The organism is Bradyrhizobium sp. HKCCYLS3013 (genome assembly GCF_051167615.1).
Lineage (GTDB): Bacteria > Pseudomonadota > Alphaproteobacteria > Rhizobiales > Xanthobacteraceae > Bradyrhizobium.
Window position 1 is genome coordinate 68,007 of sequence record NZ_JBNPTK010000007.1, and the last position, 18,305, is coordinate 86,311.

Sequence of the window (18,305 nt, forward strand, 5' to 3'; positions counted from 1 at the left end):
GGCTCCTCGTTGAGTTCTGCTCTGCGGAACTAGCTGATACTGAGCAGCGACGGCACCGTCGGCGAGCCAACTTGCCGGCCGGTGATCCGGCAAATGATCAGGCTGCATTTCGGCGCGGGGTCGCGACAAAGCCAGCGTCCATGCGCCCAGAGCAAGCGCAGCATCAAAACGCCGCATGGCGATTCCGCGCGCGTTGGCGCGCTTGATGCATTGCAGGCGGCAAGGACATTTGGGAAGTTCATCATGTTGAAACGGGTGCTGCTGGGTGTGGTCATTGGCTGCGGACTGTCCGCGGCGCAAGCGGAGGAGCCGAAGGTCGGCGGCGTGGTCAATGCCGTCATTCAGCCCGAGCCGCCGGGCCTGATGCTGGCGATGGTCCAGAACGGCCCGACGCAGATGGTCGCCGGCAACATCTTTGAGGGCCTGCTGCGCTACAGCCCCAAGCTCGAGCCGCTGCCCGGCCTCGCCGAAAGTTGGACGATCAGCCCGGATGCCAAGGTCTACACCTTCAAGCTCAAGCCTGGCGTGACCTGGCACGACGGCAAGCCGTTCACGTCGGCCGACGTGCTGTTCTCGATCGAGATGCTGAAGCAGACGCATGCGCGCGCCCGCAACAACCTCGCAATCGTCGAGAAGGTCGAGGCGCCGGACGATCTCACGGTGGTGTTCACGCTGAAGGAGCCGTTCGGTCCCTTCATCGGTATTTTCGAGGTCGGCTCGATGCCGATGGTGCCGAAGCACCTGTATGAAGGCACCGACTACAAGACCAATCCGAACAACAACGCGCCGATCGGCACCGGTCCCTTCATGTTCAAGGAATGGCAGAAGGGCTCCTTCATCCGGATGGTGAAAAATCCCAACTACCACGAGAAGGGCAAGCCCTATCTCGACGAGGTCTACTGGCAGATCATTCCCGACGCGGCGGCGCGCGCGGTGGCCTTCGAGACCGGCAAGGTCGATGTGCTGCCGGGCGGCTCGATCGAGAATTTCGACGTGCCGCGCGTCTCCAAGCTGCCGGGCGCCTGCGTCACCGGTGCCGGCTGGGAGTTTTTCTCGCCGCTGGCCTGGATGTGGCTCAACAACCGGCATCCGATCCTGGCCAACAAGAAGGTGCGCCAGGCGATCATGTATGCCATCGACCGCGACTTCGCCAAGGACGTGATCTGGAACGGCCTCGGCAAGGTGGCGACCGGTCCGTCGGCCTCGACCATCAAGTTCTATTCCGATGACGTGCCGAAATATCCGTACGATCCGGCCAAGGCCAAGGCGCTCTTGAAGGAAGCCGGCTACACGGGCGAGAAGATCCGCATGCTGCCGCTCGCCTATGGCGAGACCTGGCAGCGCTGGGGCGAGGCGGTGAAGCAGAACCTGCAGGATGTCGGCATGAACATCGAGACGATCGCGACCGACGTGCCCGGCGGCAACCAGAAGATCATGGAGTGGGACTACGACATCGCCTTCACCTATCTCTATCAGTACGGCGATCCCGCGCTCGGCGTGTCCCGCAACTACATCACCTCGGCGATCGCCAAGGGCCAGTTGTTCAACAATGTCGAAGGCTATTCCAATCCGGAAGTGGACAAGCTGTTCGCCGAGGGCGCGACGGCGCCGACCGACGCCAAGCGCAAGGAGGCCTATGACAAGGTGCAGAAGATCCTGGCCGAGGACGTGCCGGTGGCCTGGCTGCTCGAGCTCCAGTTCCCGACCATCACCAAGTGCAAGGTGAAGAACCTGATCACCACCGGCATCGGCGTCAACGACGGCTTCCGCGACGCTTGGCTCGACAAATAGCGGTGCACTCCGGGGCGCGGCCATGATCCCCGCGCTCCGGTGCTTCGCTGTCCTCCCGAGCTGACCTTCACGGACCTTTCATGCTCTCCTTCATCGCTCAGCGCGTCGTGAAAGGCATCATCGTCCTTCTCGCCATCATCGTGCTGAATTTCTTCCTGATCCGGCTGGCGCCGGGCGATCCGGCCGTGGTCATGGCCGGCGAGGCCGGCGCCTCCGACCAGATCTTCGTGGCGCAGTTGCGCGAGAAGTTCGGCCTCGACCGTCCGCTGCCGGAGCAGCTGCTGATCTACGTCAAGGGCATCGCCAGCCTCGATCTCGGCTTCTCGTTCCGCCAGCAGGCGCCGGTCGCCAGGCTGATCGCCGAGCGGCTGCCGGCGACGCTGCTGCTGACGCTGACGGCGTTCGCGATCTCGCTCGGTCTCGGCATCCTGTTCGGTGTGCTCGCCGCGCGCTTCGCCGGCACCATCCTCGACACCGCGATCACGGTGCTCGCGCTGATCTTCTACGCAACGCCGCTGTTCTGGATCGCGCTGATCGCGATCCTGTTGTTCTCGGTCTGGGTCGATTGGCTGCCGAGCTTCGGCTATGAGACGATCGGTGCCGGCTATACGGGAGTCCGCCACGCGCTCGACGTCGCCGCGCATCTCGCCATGCCGGCTGCGACGCTCGGGCTGTTCTTCATGGCGACCTACACCCGCATGACCCGCGCTTCCATGCTCGAGGTCAAGCGGCTCGATTTCGTCAAGACCGCGCGCGCCAAGGGGCTGCGCGACGGCGTCATCCTGCGCCGCCACGTGCTGCGCAACGCGCTGCTGCCGGTGGTGACCCTGGCTGGCGTTCATGCCGGCACGCTGGTCGGCGGCGCGGTCTTGACGGAGACGGTGTTCGCATGGCCGGGCATCGGCCGGCTGATGTACGACGCGCTGATCCAGCGTGACTACAATCTCCTGCTCGGCGTGTTCGTGGTGTCCTCGGCCATGGTGCTGATCTTCAACCTCGTCACCGACCTCGTCTACCGTCTGGTCGATCCGCGCATCGAGTACGCCTCATGAGGCAGTTCTGGCGCACCATGCTGCGCAGCCCGAGCGGCGTCATCGGGCTGATCATTCTCGTGCTCGCGATCGTGATCGCGGTCGCCGGACCGCTCTACTTCCCGAACTCGCCGTGGCGCATGGTACAGCGGCCGTTCGTTCCGCCGTTCACGCTGTCCAAGGTCCCGCTCGGTACCGACGCGCTCGGGCGCGACGTGCTGGCCGGCCTGATCTTCGGGGCTCGCGTCTCGCTGCTGGTCGGGCTGGTCTCGACGCTGGTGGCGCTGATCGTCGGCGTGCCGCTTGGCGCCATCGCCGGCTATTTCGGCGGCCGTGTCGACGACGCGCTGATGCGCTTCACGGAGTTCTTCCAGACCATCCCGAGCTTCGCGCTCGCGATCGTGCTGGTGGCGATCCTGCAGCCCTCGATCTATTCGATCGTCGCCGCGATCGGCCTCGTCAGCTGGCCACCGGTGGCGCGTCTCGTCCGCGGCGAGGTGCTGAGCCTGCGCACCCGCGAATATGTCCAGGCTGCGGTCGTCACCGGCCAGAGCAATGCCTGGATCATCTGGCGCGAGATCCTGCCCAACGCGCTGTCGCCTGTCATCGTGCTGGCCTCGCTGATGGTCGCGACCGCGATCCTGCTGGAATCCTCGCTGTCGTTCCTCGGGCTCGGCGATCCCAACCTGATCTCCTGGGGCTACATGGTCGGCGCCGGCCGCACCGTCATTCGCCAAGCGTGGTGGATCACGGTGTTTCCCGGCGTCGCGATCCTGCTGTCGGTGCTCGGCCTCAATTTGATCGGCGAGGGCCTGAACGATGCCCTCAACCCGCGCCTGTCGCGCGAGGGCAGGTGAGGCCATGATCGACCATGAGTCCGCAGGGTGGGCAAAGGCGCACCGCGCCGTGCCCACCGATTTTTCGACCTCATCTGCCGATGGTGGGCACGCTTCGCTTTGCCCACCCTACGACGCTGTGGCGGTGAGCCATGGCTGACTCTGTCGTTGCCATCAGGAACCTGCGCATCGCCTTGCCCAAAGGCGCCGAGCGCACCCACGCGGTCGACGGCGTCTCGTTCGATCTCACCGCCGGCAGGATCGTCTGCGTGGTCGGCGAATCCGGCTCGGGCAAGTCGATGTGCGCGCACGCGCTGCTCGGGCTGCTGCCCGATACGGTGAACGTCGAGAGCGGCGAGATCCGCTTCGAAGGGCACGACCTGCTTGCCGTCGATGAGGACGGCTGGCGCGATCTGCGCGGTCGCCGCATCGCCATGGTGTTCCAGGAGCCGATGACCGCGCTCAATCCCTTGATGCGCATCGGTGACCAACTGATGGAGGTGTTCGAGGCGCATGATCTGCTGAGCCCCCGCGAGCGCCGCGCCAAGGCGCTGGCGCTGGTGCGCGAGGTCGGGCTGCCCGATCCCGAGCGGATCATCCGCGCCTATCCGCATCAGCTCTCCGGCGGCCAACGCCAGCGCGCGATGATCGCAATGGCGCTGGCGCTCGAGCCGGCGGTGCTGGTCGCTGACGAGCCGACCACCGCGCTCGACGTGACGACCCAGGCGCAGATCCTCAAGCTGATCCGTAGCCTCCAGGCCAGCCACAACATGGCGGTGATGTTCATCACCCATGATTTCGGCGTCGTCGCCGACATCGCCGACCAGGTGGTCGTGTTGCGCCATGGCAAGGTGGTGGAGGAAGGCGTGGCCGAGTCCGTGCTGGGCAATCCGCAGCACGACTACACCAAGGCGCTGCTCGCCGCGGTGCCCTCTTTCGATCCGCCGCCGCGGCAATCCCGCGAGGACGTTCCGAAGGCGATCGACGTGATCGGCCTCGACAAGACCTATGTGACGCCGACCGGCTGGTTCCGCCCGAAGCGCGAGACGCGCGCTGCGCATGCGGTCAATTTCGCGATCCATCAGGGCGAGACGCTCGGCCTCGTCGGCGAGTCCGGCTCGGGAAAGTCGTCCGTCGCGCGTCTCGTGATGCGGCTGATCGAGGCCGATCGCGGCACGGTGCGGATCGGCGACGTCGATCTCACGGCGCTGGAGGGCGGCGCCTTGCGTGCGCAGCGTCATCGCATCCAAATGATCTTCCAGGATCCGTTCGCCTCGCTCAACCCGCGCCGCAAGGTCGGCCGCATCATCGCCGACGGCATGGTCGCGCGCGGCACGCCGCTCGATGCCGCGCTGAAGCGCGCCCAGGAGCTGCTCGGCATGGTCGGGCTCGACGCGGGCGCGATCGGCCGCTATCCGCACGAATTCTCCGGCGGCCAGCGTCAGCGCATCGGCATCGCGCGCGCGCTCGCGCTCGATCCGGAGATCATCGTCGCGGACGAAGCGGTGTCGGCGCTCGACGTGTCCGTCCAGGCGCAGGTGCTGCGGCTGCTGGAAGATTTGAAGGCGCGCCTTGGTCTGTCGATGCTGTTCATCACGCATGACCTGCGGGTGGCCGCGCAGATCTGCGATCGGATCGCCGTCATGCAGAAGGGCGAGATCGTCGAGCTGAAGCCGACCGCCGCGCTGTTCGCCAATCCCGAACACGCCTATACTCGCGAGCTGCTCGCTGCCGTTCCCGGCCGCAAGCACGGAATGGCGTGATTGTGCGTAAACCGACCGCCGGTCGGAACCATGGCGCATCGTGCCGGGCCGGGTTCAATTACTTGCAACATCTTCGGCGTATTTGGATTATAATAGCATTGGACCCCGATGAGGCCGCAGGGTGGTCGCCCTAGCTGGTCCGCGCCAAGACAGCGGGCTCGTGCTCCCTCTACCCGAGGCTGTCATTGAACCGTGCCCATGAAGCGTCAGTCTCGACAGGATGTCGCAGCGGCGTTCACCATCCCAACGAGGACTCTCATCATGTCGGAGCGCAAGCCAACGGCCGCCGTGCGCGAGGCTCAAAAAGCCTTCAAGCCGGCCGAGCCGACGAGAAGCGATTATGAAAAGGCACAGGCCGCGTTCGATCAGAACCGCGAGCGGCTGAAGGCCGAGCGCTTGGCGCGTGAAGCGGCTGACAGCGCCGGCAAGCAGCCGAAGAAGCTGGCGTGAACCGCCAGCCTCGTCCCGTCGATTTCGGCGGGCATGCCGTCGCTCGCTCAGCTGCGCGGAGGCGTAGCGGTGAGCTGGCCCTGCGGCCGTTCACGATCGGTGCGCGTCGAGGTCGTTGAGGGGAGCGCGCCCGGCCGCGCCGCAGGCACCTTCTTGACCGGCGCCGGCAGCAAGCCTTCGCGGATGGCCTGCTTGCGCGCGACTTTGCGTTGGCGCCTGATCGCATCGGATTTCTCGCGCGTCTTGCGCTCCGATGGCTTCTCGTAGGATCTACGGCGCTTCATCTCGCGGAATACGCCTTCGCGCTGCATCTTCCGCTTCAGGATGCGCAACGCCTTCTCGACGTCGTTGTCACGAACAAGAACCTGCAAAAGTGTCCTCCTTGTCTTCATCTCTATCGATGAAATTCGGTTGGCGAAGCCGATCGGCGCTGCGGCGGGGAGAGCGGCGCGCTCAGCTGAGCGGCACCAATGAAACGTGTTGCTCACAATGTGATGAGGCACGATGCGTGCGAGACACGGTGATCCCCTTCGTCGGAAGGCGGGAGCACGAGTGTCTCTCAGCCATCGATGGCCAGGCCGTTACCGATGGTGCTGTGAAGATAAGGGCAATCTGCTGATATTGCCAGCGCGAGCCGACTCAACGGTTCCGGCCCTCGGCAAACTATATTCGCCGCGCGGCCTTGTAATCCCCCAGAAAATCTCTACCTTGAGGTAGTTCGATTAGCCGCTGTGCCTTTCTGAATGTGCCTGTGGGCTATTTCCAAAAGTCATCGCTCAGTTGAATGAGATCGCGTGATGGTCGCGCGATGAATGATTTGGAGATAGACATGCAGGGTACCGTCAAGTGGTTCAATGGCCAGAAGGGCTTTGGTTTCATTCAGCCGCAGGATGGCGGGAACGACGTGTTCGTTCACATCAGCGCGGTTGAACGCGCTGGTCTCGCCGGTCTGGCTGAGGGCCAAAAAGTCAGTTTTGAGGTCAAGACGGACAAGATGCGCGGTAAAACCAGCGCAGAAAATCTCGCGCTGGTCTGACCGTACTGATCAGACGTCTCTGACGTCTTAGGCCATTTCACGGATGTACTGAAATGGCTGGTTTGCCCGCTCGATCCTGTATTGAGCGGGCTTTCCGCGTTCCGACGGTAACCCGCATCTCCGGAAGGATCAGTCGATGGCTACCAAGAAGATGTCAGAACGCTCCCCGGAAAGCATTGCGCGGTCGGAGCGCCAGCGCGTCGCCGCCGAGGACGGGGCGAAGGCGCGCGCCGAATGGGATCAGCGCGCGATGGCGGTCCGCAAGAACATGGAGCGGCTGCGCGTGTTGCGGCTCGCCAAGGAAGCGGAAGCTGCGCAAGCGGGTTCTGAGGCGGCGCCTGCGCCGAAGCGGCGCAAGAAGGTCGCTCGCTAGGGCTGCTTCATCGCGCCTTCCGGCGTCGGGTGCCCGGTGGAATTATCGGAACTTCGTTGCCGGTGCTCGAACAGACGGGCGATCCATGCCTGATTACTACGCCCCAACCGTGTCCCGCGTACAGACCCGACCTTCGTACCGAGGAGGCTGACGTGGCCAAGCCGACCGCTACAGACGTTCGCATTGCCAAGGATGAGACGCAGCGTGGAGCCCAGACGATCGCATTCGCGCTCGCAATCGGCGCCACACGGCAGGTCTGTCATCTCGAGACCTGCTTCTGCACGCGCAACCAGGCGTTCGCCTATCTGCAACGGAACCGCACGGCGTTCGAGCAGATGGCGCGCGAGCAGTTTGCCCGTGGCGAGGTGACCGACGGCGTCATCCATCTGCGCATGATCTGAGGCGATCCGCCACACGCGGGCCTCCGAAGGCCGTGCTCGACGCGCAACGCGCTGTTGCTGCTACTCCGCCTTCTGTTTGACCGGAAGCGGAATGCGCTCATAGGACGCGGGCAGGTTGACGGGGCGATAGTCCTTCGATTCCGCGATCCGCATCAGCACGCTCTCATGAACGAAGGCGCCGTCGGGGATGAAGCGCGGTTCGCCATTCGGAATGTAGAAGCCGAAATGCGCCTTGCGTTCCGGCCATTCCTTGTACGTCGCGCTCTTCGGCAGCCATTCGAGCACCCGCCAGGCCGCTGTCATCGAATCGTGCAGCGGTCCCTGGACGCTCGGCGCCACATAGGAGAACGGACTGTTCTTGCGCTGCACGCCCCAGGCGAGCTGGTTCACCGTGCGCGGATTGACCGTGAGTCCCGCCTCGACCGCCTCGTCGATCATCCACAGTAGCGGATATTTCGACGCCGCCGACTGGACCTCGGGATAGCCGCCGCCGACGTCGGAATGCACGCCGGCGAACCACACCTGTTTGGCGTCCTGCGGGCGCGCCTGCGCCTTGTTGAAGCGGTTCGGCGTGAAGGTCTGCGGCATGCCCCACGGCTTCAGCCGGAACATGCAGCGGCGCTCGTCGATCGCCGCAGCCTGGCGGAAGATCTTCACGCTCGGGTTCTCGATCGTGAAGGCGAGCTCCTCGAGGCTCGGCAGCGCGAACAGCCGGTCGGTGCGCGGCACGATCACGCTCGCCACCGTGTCCCACACGCCGACGAAATGGATCGTCGGCCAGCGCGCCGAGGTGATCCGCGCGAACTGCGCGGCGTGGTCGTCGCGGCTCTCCGGGATCGGCCCGTCCTCCTCGGTGCTCTCGAGCTCCTTGGTGATGCCGCGCCCGGCCTTCGGATTGTCCGAGGAGTACTTCTTGTAGGCGATCACGCCCGGGCCGACGAGATTGATCTGACCCGGCGAGATCAGCCCGATCTTGTGGATCAGCCCGGCCAGCACGCGCACGGTGTAGGCGCCCCGCGAGAAGCCGAACAGAAAGATGCGGTCGCCGTCCTCGTAATGCGTGGCCAGGAAGGAGTAGGCGTTGATGACGTTGTCGTCGAGGCCGTAGCCGGTCGCGAGCCCCAGCACCATGTTGAAATTGGCCTTGAAGCGGTGCCAGGTGTCGGGCTGGGTCAGCGTGCCGACGCCGGGATCGTAGAATACGGCCTGATGCGGTGTCGTCTTGTCGGTCTTGCGCAGGCAGCGATAGAGCTTGAGTACGTTCGAGATGTTCTCGCTGATCTCGTTGCCGGTGCCGTCGCAGCAGATGACAATATTCTTCATGGCAAAGGAATGTCCGCAATAATGCTACCGCAACGAGTGTAGAGCATCCGGCTGGTGTTGGGGAGGTCGGTTCCCTATGGCACTTCGTCTGGGTCGCTGTTGCGCGCGGCGCGGCCGACATGGCGGAGTGACTGCTGGGCGCCGTTGTACGAACGGATGGTCACCCGACCTGTCCTGCCGCCCCGCGCCGGCTGCCTTGTCCAGAGTTGTCAGTTGATCACGGCATCCGCAAGCAAAACGGCCGGATCTCTCGACCCGGCCGTTTCGACATCTCGTTCAGCTCGAAGCCCCGCTCGTGACGCGTCCGGCTTCTGCATCAATCTTGAATTTCGGTTGGCTCTCTCAGCTCGCCTTCGCGACCGGGGCAGCGTCCGCCGCCTTCTTCTCGATGGCGCGCTTCAGCTCCAGCGCGCGCGGCGACAGGGTCGCGGCGTTGGCCTTGAGCAGATAGGCGTCGAGGCCGCCATTGTGGTCGACGCTCTTGAGCGCGTTAGTCGAAACGCGCAGGCGCACGTTGCGGCCGAGTGCATCCGAGATGAAGGTCACGTTGCACAGGTTCGGCAGGAAGCGCCGCTTGGTCTTGATGTTGGAGTGGCTGACCTTGTGGCCAACCTGGGGACCCTTGGCCGTCAGTTCACAGCGCCGCGACATGGCAATAAATCCTCTCTCATCCCCGCACCCTTCGTCCGCCTATGTCGGCGGGCCGCGGGGGTCCAAAACTCGTCCAGCTCGTCTCTGGGAGATGCGGTCCTATAGGGGGGATGCGGCTTTTCGTCAAGGTTTTGAAGGCCGCAGCAAATACAGGGAGCCGGGCCGGCGAACCTGGAGGACGCGACCCATGCCTCCTCCTGGTCGGGCCGAAATCGCCGACCAGCAGAAAAGCAGGCGTGTAATCAATAGTATAGCCGGCAGTTTAGACCATATAAAGGGCGCATTCGGACGTGATGGATGGATATCCCGCGAACGGTCCGGAATGGCGGCATGCTGGCGCGGTCGGAGGTTCGCGGCTCGGTTCCGGCAGCGCTGCGGACGACGGTTCTGAGTGCTGTTCAGGCGCAAAGCGCTGGACAAACCGCCATTGTCGGACGGTTCGCGTTGTTTGAAGGCGTTTTTGGCTTAAGTAGCAAGGACGGCGCGTCGGATCGGTCCGGCGCTCAGGCAGGCGGATCGGCAGGATCATTCGTCACGTGACCATCATCTCGGTTCCCTCATTTCTCTCGGGCCGCCTGGCCGCGGCCGGGGCAGCGCTCTGCCTGTTGTTGCTGGCGCAAGGCGCCCAGGCGCAGGCTCGGTTGGACGCTCAATACGAGGCGTCCCTGGCCGGCATCCCCGTCGGCAAGGGCACCTGGGCGGTCGAGATCGGGGATGATCAGTATGGTGCTGCGGCTCAGGGCGGCACCGCCGGCCTGCTCAAGAGCTTCTCGCAAGGATCAGGCACGGGCTCGGTGCAGGGACGCGTCGTCAACGGCGCCCTGGTCGGCCAGAGCTACCAGGCCTCGACCTCCACGGGAAAGAAATCGGAGCAGATCCGCATCAATCTGCAGAACGGCACCGTGAAGGACTTCGCCATCGAGCCGGCGCCTCCAGTCGATCCCGACCGCATTCCGGTGACGGATGCCCACAAGCGCGGCGTGCTCGATCCGATGACGGCCTCTCTGGTGCGGGTGCCGGGCAATGGCGAACTGCTGTCGCCGGACTCCTGCCGCGGCGCTGCGCCCGTGTTCGACGGCCGCATGCGCTACGAGCTCAAGCTCGACTACAAGCGCATGGAGAACGTCAAGGCTGACAAGGGCTATCGCGGTCCGGCGCTGGTCTGCGCGATCTACTTCACGCCGGTCGCGGGCTACATCCCGGACCGGCCGGTCATCAAATATCTGGCTCAGGCCCGCAACATGGAGATCTTCTTCGTGCCGATCGCCGGCACCCGCGTGCTGGTGCCGTTCAAGATGGTGATCCCGACCCCGCTGGGGACCGCGATGCTGGAGGCGACGTCGTTCATCACCCAGGCGGCGCCGCACGTCGCCAAGACCCAGTAGCGCCTCGTATCGCTGCTCCTCCACATCCGAATCTCGTCGCTGTGGCACGGCCCCGTCAGCGGCTGAGCCGCAACAGCGGCCGTGGCGTGAAGGTCTGGCGGCATGCCGTCCGCTCTCGCTTGAATGCGATGGAGATTCCGCGTTGACCTCCGATTTGCCGGTCCCCGTATGGATGCTGTCTGCTGCGCGTGAATCCGTTTGACTCTTCCCTGATTCTGATTCGACTCGGGACGCCCTGAAATGCGCGCCAGTTCCATCGCGAAAGCGTTGCTTGTGGAGCCCGCGAAAACTTGATCTAGTGCTGGCTTGATCGCAGAGCGCGAGATGTTGCGGTGAACGAAGCCTGAAAGCCGACAGAGTCAGCGATTCCTTCGCGATTCGTTCTCAAGGCGTTCCGAAGCTTAAGCTGCGGCACTATATGCGTCACAATGTGAGACAGGGGTCAGCATCTCAGCCTCTCCAGACACACGACAATTCCGCATCCGTCGCGCGTGAACGACGCGCTTCCAACGCCGGCTTCGAGACCCACATTTAACGAATGGCTTTTTCGTCCTCTTCGGCTGCCTCGCCTTTCGAGCGCACGTCCGACCGTGCTCCCGGAAGCGGCGTCACCGCCGTGCTCGGCCCCACCAACACCGGCAAGACGCATCTGGCGATCGAGCGCATGCTCGCGCATTCCTCCGGCATCATCGGACTGCCGCTGCGGCTGCTCGCGCGCGAGGTCTACAACAAGATCGCCGATCGCGTCGGCAGCGAGGCCGTCGCGCTGATCACCGGCGAGGAGAAGATCAAGCCGAAGAACCCGCGCTATTGGGTGTCGACGGTCGAGGCGATGCCCAGGGATCTCGACGTGTCGTTCCTGGCCGTCGACGAGATCCAGATCGCGTCCGATCTCGAGCGCGGCCATGTCTTCACCGACCGCATCCTCAATCGCCGCGGGCGCGACGAGACGCTGCTGCTCGGGGCTGCGACGATGCGCCCCATCATCGAGCGGCTGTTGCCCGGTGCGTCGATGGTGACACGGCCACGATTGTCGCAGCTCGAATTCGCCGGCGACCGGAAGATCACGCGGCAGCCGCGCCGGACCGCCATCGTGGCGTTCTCGGCTGACGAGGTGTACGCCATCGCCGAGCTGATCCGCCGCCAGCATGGCGGCGCTGCTGTCGTGCTGGGATCGCTGTCGCCGCGCACGCGCAACGCGCAGGTGGCGATGTTCCAGAACGGCGACGTCGACTATCTCGTCGCCACCGATGCGATCGGCATGGGGCTCAATCTCGACGTCGATCACGTCGCCTTCGCATCCGACCGCAAATATGACGGCTATCAGTTCCGCCGGCTCACGCCGTCGGAGTTTGCCCAGATCGCCGGCCGTGCCGGACGCGCGACACGTAACGGCACGTTCGGCACCACCGGACGTTGTGCGCCGTTCGAGCCCGAGCTGGTCAATGCGCTCCAGAACCACACCTTCGATACCGTGAAGGTGCTGCAATGGCGCAACTCCAGGCTTGATTTCGCGTCCTTGAGCGCGCTCCAGGTCTCCCTGGCGATTACGCCGGGGCATGACGCGCTGACGCGCGCGCCGACCGCGGAGGATCTGCGCGTGCTCGATCATGCCGCGCGCGATGCCGAGGTGCGCGACATGGCGCATGGCGCTGAAGCGGTCGAGCGTCTCTGGGAAACCTGCCAGATTCCCGACTATCGCAGGCTGTCGCCGGCTGCCCATGCGGAGCTGGTGACCACCGTGTTCGGCTTCCTGATGCAGAAGGGGCGTATTCCGGACGCCTGGTACGCGGCCCAGGTCGATCAGGCCGACCGCGTCGATGGCGACATCGATACGCTGTCGGGGCGGATTGCACAGATTCGCACCTGGACCTTCGTGGCCAACCGGCCCGACTGGCTGCGCGACCCTGATTATTGGCAGGGGATTACCCGCGAACTCGAAAATAAATTGTCAGACGCCCTTCATGAACGGCTCACGGAGCGTTTCGTTGATCGTCGTACCAGTGTATTGATGCGGCGCCTGCGGGAGAACAGTGTTTTGAATACGGAAATCGGCAAGACCGGCGAAGTGATCGTTGAAGGGCACGCGATCGGCCGCCTGGATGGATTCACCTTCGCGCCCGACGCCGCCGAAGCCGGCTCGGAGGCCAAGGCCTTGCAGGCTGCTGCCCAGAAGGCGCTGGCCGGCGAGATCGAGGCGCGCGCCGAGAAGCTGTCCGGCGCGCCCGACGAGCACATCGTGCTCACCGCCGACGGCACGATGCGCTGGACCGGCGACGCGGTCGCCAAGCTGGTCGCGGCCGACGACGCGCTGCATCCGCGCCTGCGCATCATCGCCGACGAGCGGCTGACGGGTGCTGCGCGCGACAAGGTCCAGGCGCGGCTCGATCTGTGGCTGAAGACGCATATCGAGAAGCTGCTCGGCCCGCTGTTCGAGCTGTCCAAGGCCGAGGACATCACCGGCATCGGCCGCGGCATCGCGTTCCAGCTCGTGGAGGCGCTCGGCGTCATCGAGCGCGCCAAGATCGCCGCCGAGATGAAGGATCTCGACCAGCCGTCGCGCGCCACCTTGCGCAAATATGGCGTGCGCTTCGGGGCCTATCACATCTACGTCCCGGCACTGCTCAAGCCGGCGGCGCGCGCGCTCGCCGCGCTGCTGTGGGCCGAGAAGCAGGGCAATGTCGACATGTCCGCGCTGACCGGCGCCCAGCATCTGGCGAGCTCGGGCCGTACCTCGTTCCCGGTCGACAAGGCGCTGCCGCGCGATGCCTATCGCGTGCTCGGCTATAAGCAGGCCGGCGAGCGCGCCGTGCGCGTCGACATCCTGGAGCGGCTGGCGGACCTGATTCGTCCCGCCCTGGCCTGGCGCGACAATGCGCCGGGCGAGAAGCCGGCCGGCGCCTTCGACGGCCGCGGCTTCGTGGTGACGCAGGCGATGACCTCGCTCACCGGCTCGGCCGGCGAGGACTTCGCCTCCATCCTGCGCGCGCTCGGCTATCGCATGGAGAAGCGTCCGCCGCTGCCGCCCAAGCCGATTGAGAAGCCCGTCGAGGCTGCTGCCATCGCGGAAGCTGCTGCTGCCGAAGCCGCTCCGGCAGATGCGCAGGCTGTGCCGGGCGAGGACCTCGCAGTTGTCGCCGGCGAGCCGGCCGACGAGCAGGTTCCCACCGTCGCGGAGGCCGCCGTCGCTCCGGTGACCGAGCAGGCCGTCGCCGTGCCCGCGATGGTCGGTGAGGAGCAGCCGGAAACCACGTCGGGATCGGCCCTGGCATCGCTGCCGACCGTCGATTTCGTCACGCCGGATGTGGCGGACGCCGCTTCCATGGCCGAGACGGCTGCCGAAAGCGTCGTCGCCGAGGCGGAAACCGCCGTCGCTGCGGATGCGCCGCAGCCAGAAGCCGCGGAGGCCGTTGCGAACGAGGCAACAAGCATCGGCGACGCTTCGGCTGAAGCTGCCGCGGCGGAAACTGCTGCTGGATCGACCGCCACCGAGGCTTCTCCCGCCGAGGCCTCGCCTGCTGCCGAGCCCGTCCTGGTCGAGGTCTGGCGGCCGGGCGGGCGGTCGGAGGAGCGCAGGCCGCGCCACGACCATCATCATCGCGGCCGGCCCAACCGTCCGCAGCATGAGCGCGGGCAGGGGGGCGGCGGCGGTCAGGCATCGGCCGGGACCGCTCCGGCCGAGGGCGGCGAGGCGCGCGAGCGCCATCACCGCGGCCATGGCCGGCGCGACCGGATGAAAGAGTTCGGCAAGGACTTCCGCAAGGGCCCGCCGGAGGCGGGTGCGGCGCCAGCCGAGGGCGCATCGGCGCCGGCGCGCGAGGATCGCGGGCCGCGCCGCGATCATGATGCCAAGGGGCGCGACCAGAACCGGGATCGCAACAAGGGCGGCAAGTTCGGGGGCGACCGCGAGGGGCGCGGTGGCCGCGACTTCGGCAAGGGCGGCCGCGACAAGCGCGACAGCGGCCCGGCGCTGCGGCCCTACGCATCGAGCAGCGGCGGCGGCCGGGATCGCGACCGTCCGGTCGATCCCAATTCGCCGTTTGCCAAGCTTGCTGCGCTCAAGGAGCAGCTCGCGGGGAACAACCGCAAGGACTGAGCGGCAAGATCGGTTGGCAAGATTGGTTGGAAGGACAACGCCGACGTCCGACACCCCGTCAGAGCGCCAGCGCATCGACAAATGGCTGTGGCATGCGCGGCTGGTGAAGGCGCGCACCAGCGCCGCGGCGCTGGTGTCGTCGGGGCATGTCCGGGTCAATGGTGTGCGCGAGACCTCGCCGGGCCATGGGGTGAAGACCGGTGATGTGCTGACCATCGCGCTCGATCGCAGCGTGCGCGTGCTCAAGGTGACCGGCTTTGCCGCGCGTCGCGGCGACGCCGCGTCCGTGCGCGGGCTCTACGACGACCTCGAAGGTCGCGGCCGAAGTTGATTGGTTGCGCCGGCGCAATTCCAATTCAGTTCTTCGCCCCGCTTCACTTGCGGCACACCACGTCCTGCGCTAGTCCAAGCCAGCCGATTTGTCGATCCGTTCCGGAGCCCTGGATGACTTACGTCGTCACCGAAAACTGTATCAAATGCAAATACACCGATTGCGTTGAGGTCTGCCCGGTAGACTGCTTCTACGAGGGCGACAACATGCTGGTGATCCATCCGGACGAATGCATCGATTGCGGCGTGTGCGAGCCGGAATGCCCGGCCGACGCGATCAAGCCGGATACCGAGCCGGGGCTGGAGAAATGGCTGGGCGTGAACGCCGAATATGCCAAGTCCTGGCCCAATATCACGCAGAAGAAGGACCCGCCGGCGGATGCCAAGGAGCACGACGGCGAGGACGGAAAATTCGAGAAATATTTTTCATCGAAGCCGGGCGCCGGAGACTGACGGGTCACCTCTGCGCTGGCGCGAGAGCGGCGCCGGCAATTCTGCCGCTGGCCGTGGCTGATTGGAATCGCCACGCGGAAACAATGGCCTAGAACGAGATTGCGGCGAGCGGGAACCGCCGCATGAGTTGTTCTATTCCGGCACGCTTCACTTAACCCTAACTTCGTGGACCCGTCACAATACCGCCCCTGCGGCCTCTAAATCATTGATTTTTGCGGTAAATGTGCTATATATAGCACATTCTCAGAGCCGAACCCGGCCATGCGTACCTTTTTTTGGCCGCCCTTTTAGGTTCCCGCAACATCAAACAGGGGCGTGGCAGTTCCGCGCGCAGGCTGTGTCACAGAAAACGCGTAAAAAGAGTGCTTCCAAGAGTACAAAAAAAGCCGCCGCGGCCAGCCGCAGCGTTTCCAAGGGCCGTGCCCGGGCTCCTGTAAAGGAGATTCGGGCTGCCGCGAAGGCCTCGGCTGCCAAGTCCACCAAGAACAAAAGAAGCGCAATGCCTGAAAAGACTGCCAAGACTGCCGCGAAAGCATCCGCCGCGAAGACCACTCTTGCAAAGGACTCTGTTGCCAAGGCTGCGCCCGCCAAGGCCGCCGCTGCGCCCAAGGCTGCCACCAAGACCGCCATTCCTGCGGCTGCTGCCCCTGTTGCCAAGCCCGCCGTCGCCGCTAAGCCGGCTGCTCCCGTCGCGGCCGCGCCGCGCGTCGAGGAGAAGAAGCTGCCGACCCAGCGCCAGGGCTTCAAGACCAACGAATTCGTCGTCTATCCGGCTCACGGCGTCGGCCAGATCCTGGCCATCGAGGAGCAGGAGATCGCGGGTGCGAAGCTCGAGCTGTTCGTCATCAACTTCATCAAGGACAAGATGACGCTGCGCGTGCCGACCGCCAAGGTCGCCAATGTCGGCATGCGCAAGCTGTCCGACCCGGCGCTGGTCAAGAAGGCGCTGGAGACCCTGAAGGGCCGCGCCCGCGTCAAGCGCACGATGTGGTCGCGCCGCGCCCAGGAATACGAAGCGAAGATCAATTCGGGCGACATCGTCGCCATCGCCGAGGTCGTGCGCGATCTGTATCGCTCGGAGTCGCAGCCGGAGCAGTCCTACAGCGAACGCCAGCTCTATGAAGCCGCGCTCGACCGTCTCTCGCGCGAGATCGCCGTCGTGCAGCACTCGACCGAGACCGAGGCCGTCAAGGAGATCGAGACGCAGCTCGCCAAGAGCCCGCGCCGCGGCGCCAAGACCGAAGCCGATGCGGTCGCCGAGGGCGATGCGGAAGGCGAGGGTGATGACATCGACGGCGACGATACCGCCGTGGCCGACGAGGCCGCCTGATCGACCGTTCAAGCGTTTTCGAATTAGTTGCTTACGAAAGCCCGGCCGCAAGGTCGGGCTTTTTGTTTGCCTGGCTCAAAGGGGACGCTGTCGAGACCGGCAAGTCCCCGGCACGGCACCCGCACGCAGCTCACGCAACAGCTTCGACTTTGGCCTGTGCCGCCTTGATGTCTTGCACCGGCGGACGGCCGAACAGGCGACGATATTCGCGCGTGAACTGCGGCACGCTTTCGTAACCCACGGCGAACGCCGCACTGCTCGCGCTGATGCCTTCGGCCAACATCAGCCGGCGCGCCTCGATCAGCCGAAGCTGCTTGTGGAATTGCAGTGGCGACAGGGAGGTGTGTCTGCGGAAGTGCTGGTGGAAGGAGGACAGGCTCATACCCGCGACAGCCGCGAGCCGCTCGACCGGCAGGGCCTGGGTGAACTCGGCGCGCAACAGGGCTACAGCACGGGCGATGCGCTGGGCGTGGCTGTCGGGGCCACCGAGCCGGCGGATCGCCGCGCCGTGCCGGCCGGCGAGCAGCCAATAATGCATCTCGCGCAAGAGTTGAGCCTGCAGCACCTACAATCCGGCAGGACGATCGAGCAAGCGCATCAGGCGTAGCGCCGCGTCCGTCACTTCCGCCTCGGTCGGCTCGACCCGGACGGCAAAACCGTCCGTCGCCGTCGTGCCGTCCATCTGCAGGATCAGCTCCGCGATCAGCGCCGAATCGAGCTCCAGTACCAGCGACAGATAGGGCGCCGCGCGGGTCGCGCGCGTGATCTGGCTGACGGTCGGCACGTCGGCGGTGATGATCAGCGAATCGCCTGCGGAAAACGTCAGTCCCTGCAGCCCCATCGTGACCTGCTTGCTGCCCTGCACAACCTGGCACACCAGCGGCCGCGAGATGGCGTAGACGAGCTCGCTCGGTGCGGTCGCGCGCACCGTCGTGAGTCCGGGGATCGGGGTCCTGGCAATCCCGGCTGTATCGGCGTGGACAGCGGCATAGCGGCTGACGGCATTGAGCAGGCTGGTCATGTCCGTAACTTAGCCCGCTCTCGCTCTCCACACAC

Annotated in this window: 16 protein-coding genes and 1 pseudogene; 13 read left to right on the forward strand and 4 right to left on the reverse strand. The window is 65.2% G+C overall.

What is annotated here, in order from left to right; all coding sequences use genetic code 11:
* Positions 1 to 243: 243 nt before the first annotated feature.
* The 5 genes from ACQR1F_RS14945 (at position 244) to ACQR1F_RS14965 (ending at position 5,871) form a co-directional block, all read left to right on the forward strand.
* Positions 244 to 1,791 carry an ABC transporter substrate-binding protein gene (locus ACQR1F_RS14945; RefSeq protein WP_434913362.1) on the forward strand — a complete coding sequence of 516 codons (1,548 nt, stop codon included), beginning with the start codon at positions 244 to 246 and terminating at the stop codon, positions 1,789 to 1,791.
* A gap of 80 nt (positions 1,792 to 1,871) precedes the next feature.
* Positions 1,872 to 2,843 carry an ABC transporter permease gene (locus ACQR1F_RS14950; protein WP_315800580.1) on the forward strand — a complete coding sequence of 324 codons (972 nt, stop codon included), beginning with the start codon at positions 1,872 to 1,874 and terminating at the stop codon, positions 2,841 to 2,843.
* Positions 2,840 to 3,679, forward strand: coding sequence for an ABC transporter permease (locus tag ACQR1F_RS14955; protein ID WP_316182914.1), 840 nt, complete (start codon positions 2,840 to 2,842; stop codon positions 3,677 to 3,679). The genes ACQR1F_RS14950 and ACQR1F_RS14955 overlap by 4 nt, the downstream gene beginning before the upstream one ends.
* Before the next feature lie 131 nt (positions 3,680 to 3,810).
* Entirely contained in the window at positions 3,811 to 5,421 is a 1,611-nt protein-coding gene (locus ACQR1F_RS14960; protein WP_434913363.1) for an ABC transporter ATP-binding protein, read from the forward strand.
* Between the two features lie 261 nt (positions 5,422 to 5,682).
* Entirely contained in the window at positions 5,683 to 5,871 is a 189-nt protein-coding gene (locus ACQR1F_RS14965) for a hypothetical protein (RefSeq protein ID WP_315800577.1), read from the forward strand.
* A gap of 47 nt (positions 5,872 to 5,918) precedes the next feature.
* On the opposite strand, the gene rpsU is transcribed toward ACQR1F_RS14965, so the two are convergent.
* A complete protein-coding gene (rpsU, locus tag ACQR1F_RS14970) occupies positions 5,919 to 6,242 on the reverse strand; it encodes a 30S ribosomal protein S21 (protein WP_315800918.1) in 324 nt (107 codons plus the stop codon).
* Positions 6,243 to 6,700: 458 nt separating this feature from the next.
* Between rpsU and ACQR1F_RS14975 the strand changes: the two genes are divergently transcribed.
* The 3 genes from ACQR1F_RS14975 (at position 6,701) to ACQR1F_RS14985 (ending at position 7,681) form a co-directional block, all read left to right on the forward strand.
* On the forward strand, positions 6,701 to 6,907 hold the full coding sequence (locus ACQR1F_RS14975) for a cold-shock protein (protein ID WP_315715242.1): 207 nt from the start codon (positions 6,701 to 6,703) through the stop codon (positions 6,905 to 6,907).
* A 136-nt stretch (positions 6,908 to 7,043) separates the two neighbouring features.
* Positions 7,044 to 7,280: a transcriptional regulator gene (locus tag ACQR1F_RS14980; protein ID WP_434888174.1), complete on the forward strand. Its 237-nt coding sequence runs from the start codon at positions 7,044 to 7,046 to the stop codon at positions 7,278 to 7,280.
* A gap of 152 nt (positions 7,281 to 7,432) precedes the next feature.
* Positions 7,433 to 7,681 (forward strand): hypothetical protein, encoded by a 249-nt coding sequence (locus ACQR1F_RS14985; protein WP_315800575.1) that lies wholly within the window; start codon positions 7,433 to 7,435, stop codon positions 7,679 to 7,681.
* Between the two features lie 60 nt (positions 7,682 to 7,741).
* On the opposite strand, the gene ACQR1F_RS14990 is transcribed toward ACQR1F_RS14985, so the two are convergent.
* Positions 7,742 to 9,004, reverse strand: coding sequence for a T6SS phospholipase effector Tle1-like catalytic domain-containing protein (locus tag ACQR1F_RS14990; RefSeq protein ID WP_434913364.1), 1,263 nt, complete (start codon positions 9,002 to 9,004; stop codon positions 7,742 to 7,744).
* 342 nt (positions 9,005 to 9,346) lie between these two features.
* Entirely contained in the window at positions 9,347 to 9,655 is a 309-nt protein-coding gene (rpmB, locus tag ACQR1F_RS14995) for a 50S ribosomal protein L28 (RefSeq protein ID WP_172114511.1), read from the reverse strand.
* 608 nt (positions 9,656 to 10,263) lie between these two features.
* On the opposite strand from rpmB, the gene ACQR1F_RS15000 reads away from it, so the two are divergent.
* From ACQR1F_RS15000 to ACQR1F_RS15020, 5 genes are all read left to right on the forward strand, one after another.
* Entirely contained in the window at positions 10,264 to 11,040 is a 777-nt protein-coding gene (locus ACQR1F_RS15000) for a DUF3108 domain-containing protein (protein WP_315800917.1), read from the forward strand.
* A gap of 538 nt (positions 11,041 to 11,578) precedes the next feature.
* Complete coding sequence (locus tag ACQR1F_RS15005) at positions 11,579 to 15,136, forward strand: helicase-related protein (protein ID WP_434873422.1); 3,558 nt, start codon at positions 11,579 to 11,581, stop codon at positions 15,134 to 15,136.
* A gap of 73 nt (positions 15,137 to 15,209) precedes the next feature.
* A complete protein-coding gene (locus tag ACQR1F_RS15010; RefSeq protein ID WP_315800916.1) occupies positions 15,210 to 15,467 on the forward strand; it encodes an RNA-binding S4 domain-containing protein in 258 nt (85 codons plus the stop codon).
* Between the two features lie 113 nt (positions 15,468 to 15,580).
* Positions 15,581 to 15,919 (forward strand): ferredoxin FdxA, encoded by a 339-nt coding sequence (gene fdxA, locus ACQR1F_RS15015; RefSeq protein ID WP_035660174.1) that lies wholly within the window; start codon positions 15,581 to 15,583, stop codon positions 15,917 to 15,919.
* Between the two features lie 499 nt (positions 15,920 to 16,418).
* Positions 16,419 to 17,249 carry a CarD family transcriptional regulator gene (locus ACQR1F_RS15020; RefSeq protein ID WP_315800572.1) on the forward strand — a complete coding sequence of 277 codons (831 nt, stop codon included), beginning with the start codon at positions 16,419 to 16,421 and terminating at the stop codon, positions 17,247 to 17,249.
* A gap of 130 nt (positions 17,250 to 17,379) precedes the next feature.
* Here ACQR1F_RS15020 and ACQR1F_RS15025 read toward each other — a convergent pair.
* A pseudogene (locus ACQR1F_RS15025) lies at positions 17,380 to 18,270 on the reverse strand (AraC family transcriptional regulator N-terminal domain-containing protein).
* Between the last annotated feature and the right edge of the window lie 35 nt (positions 18,271 to 18,305).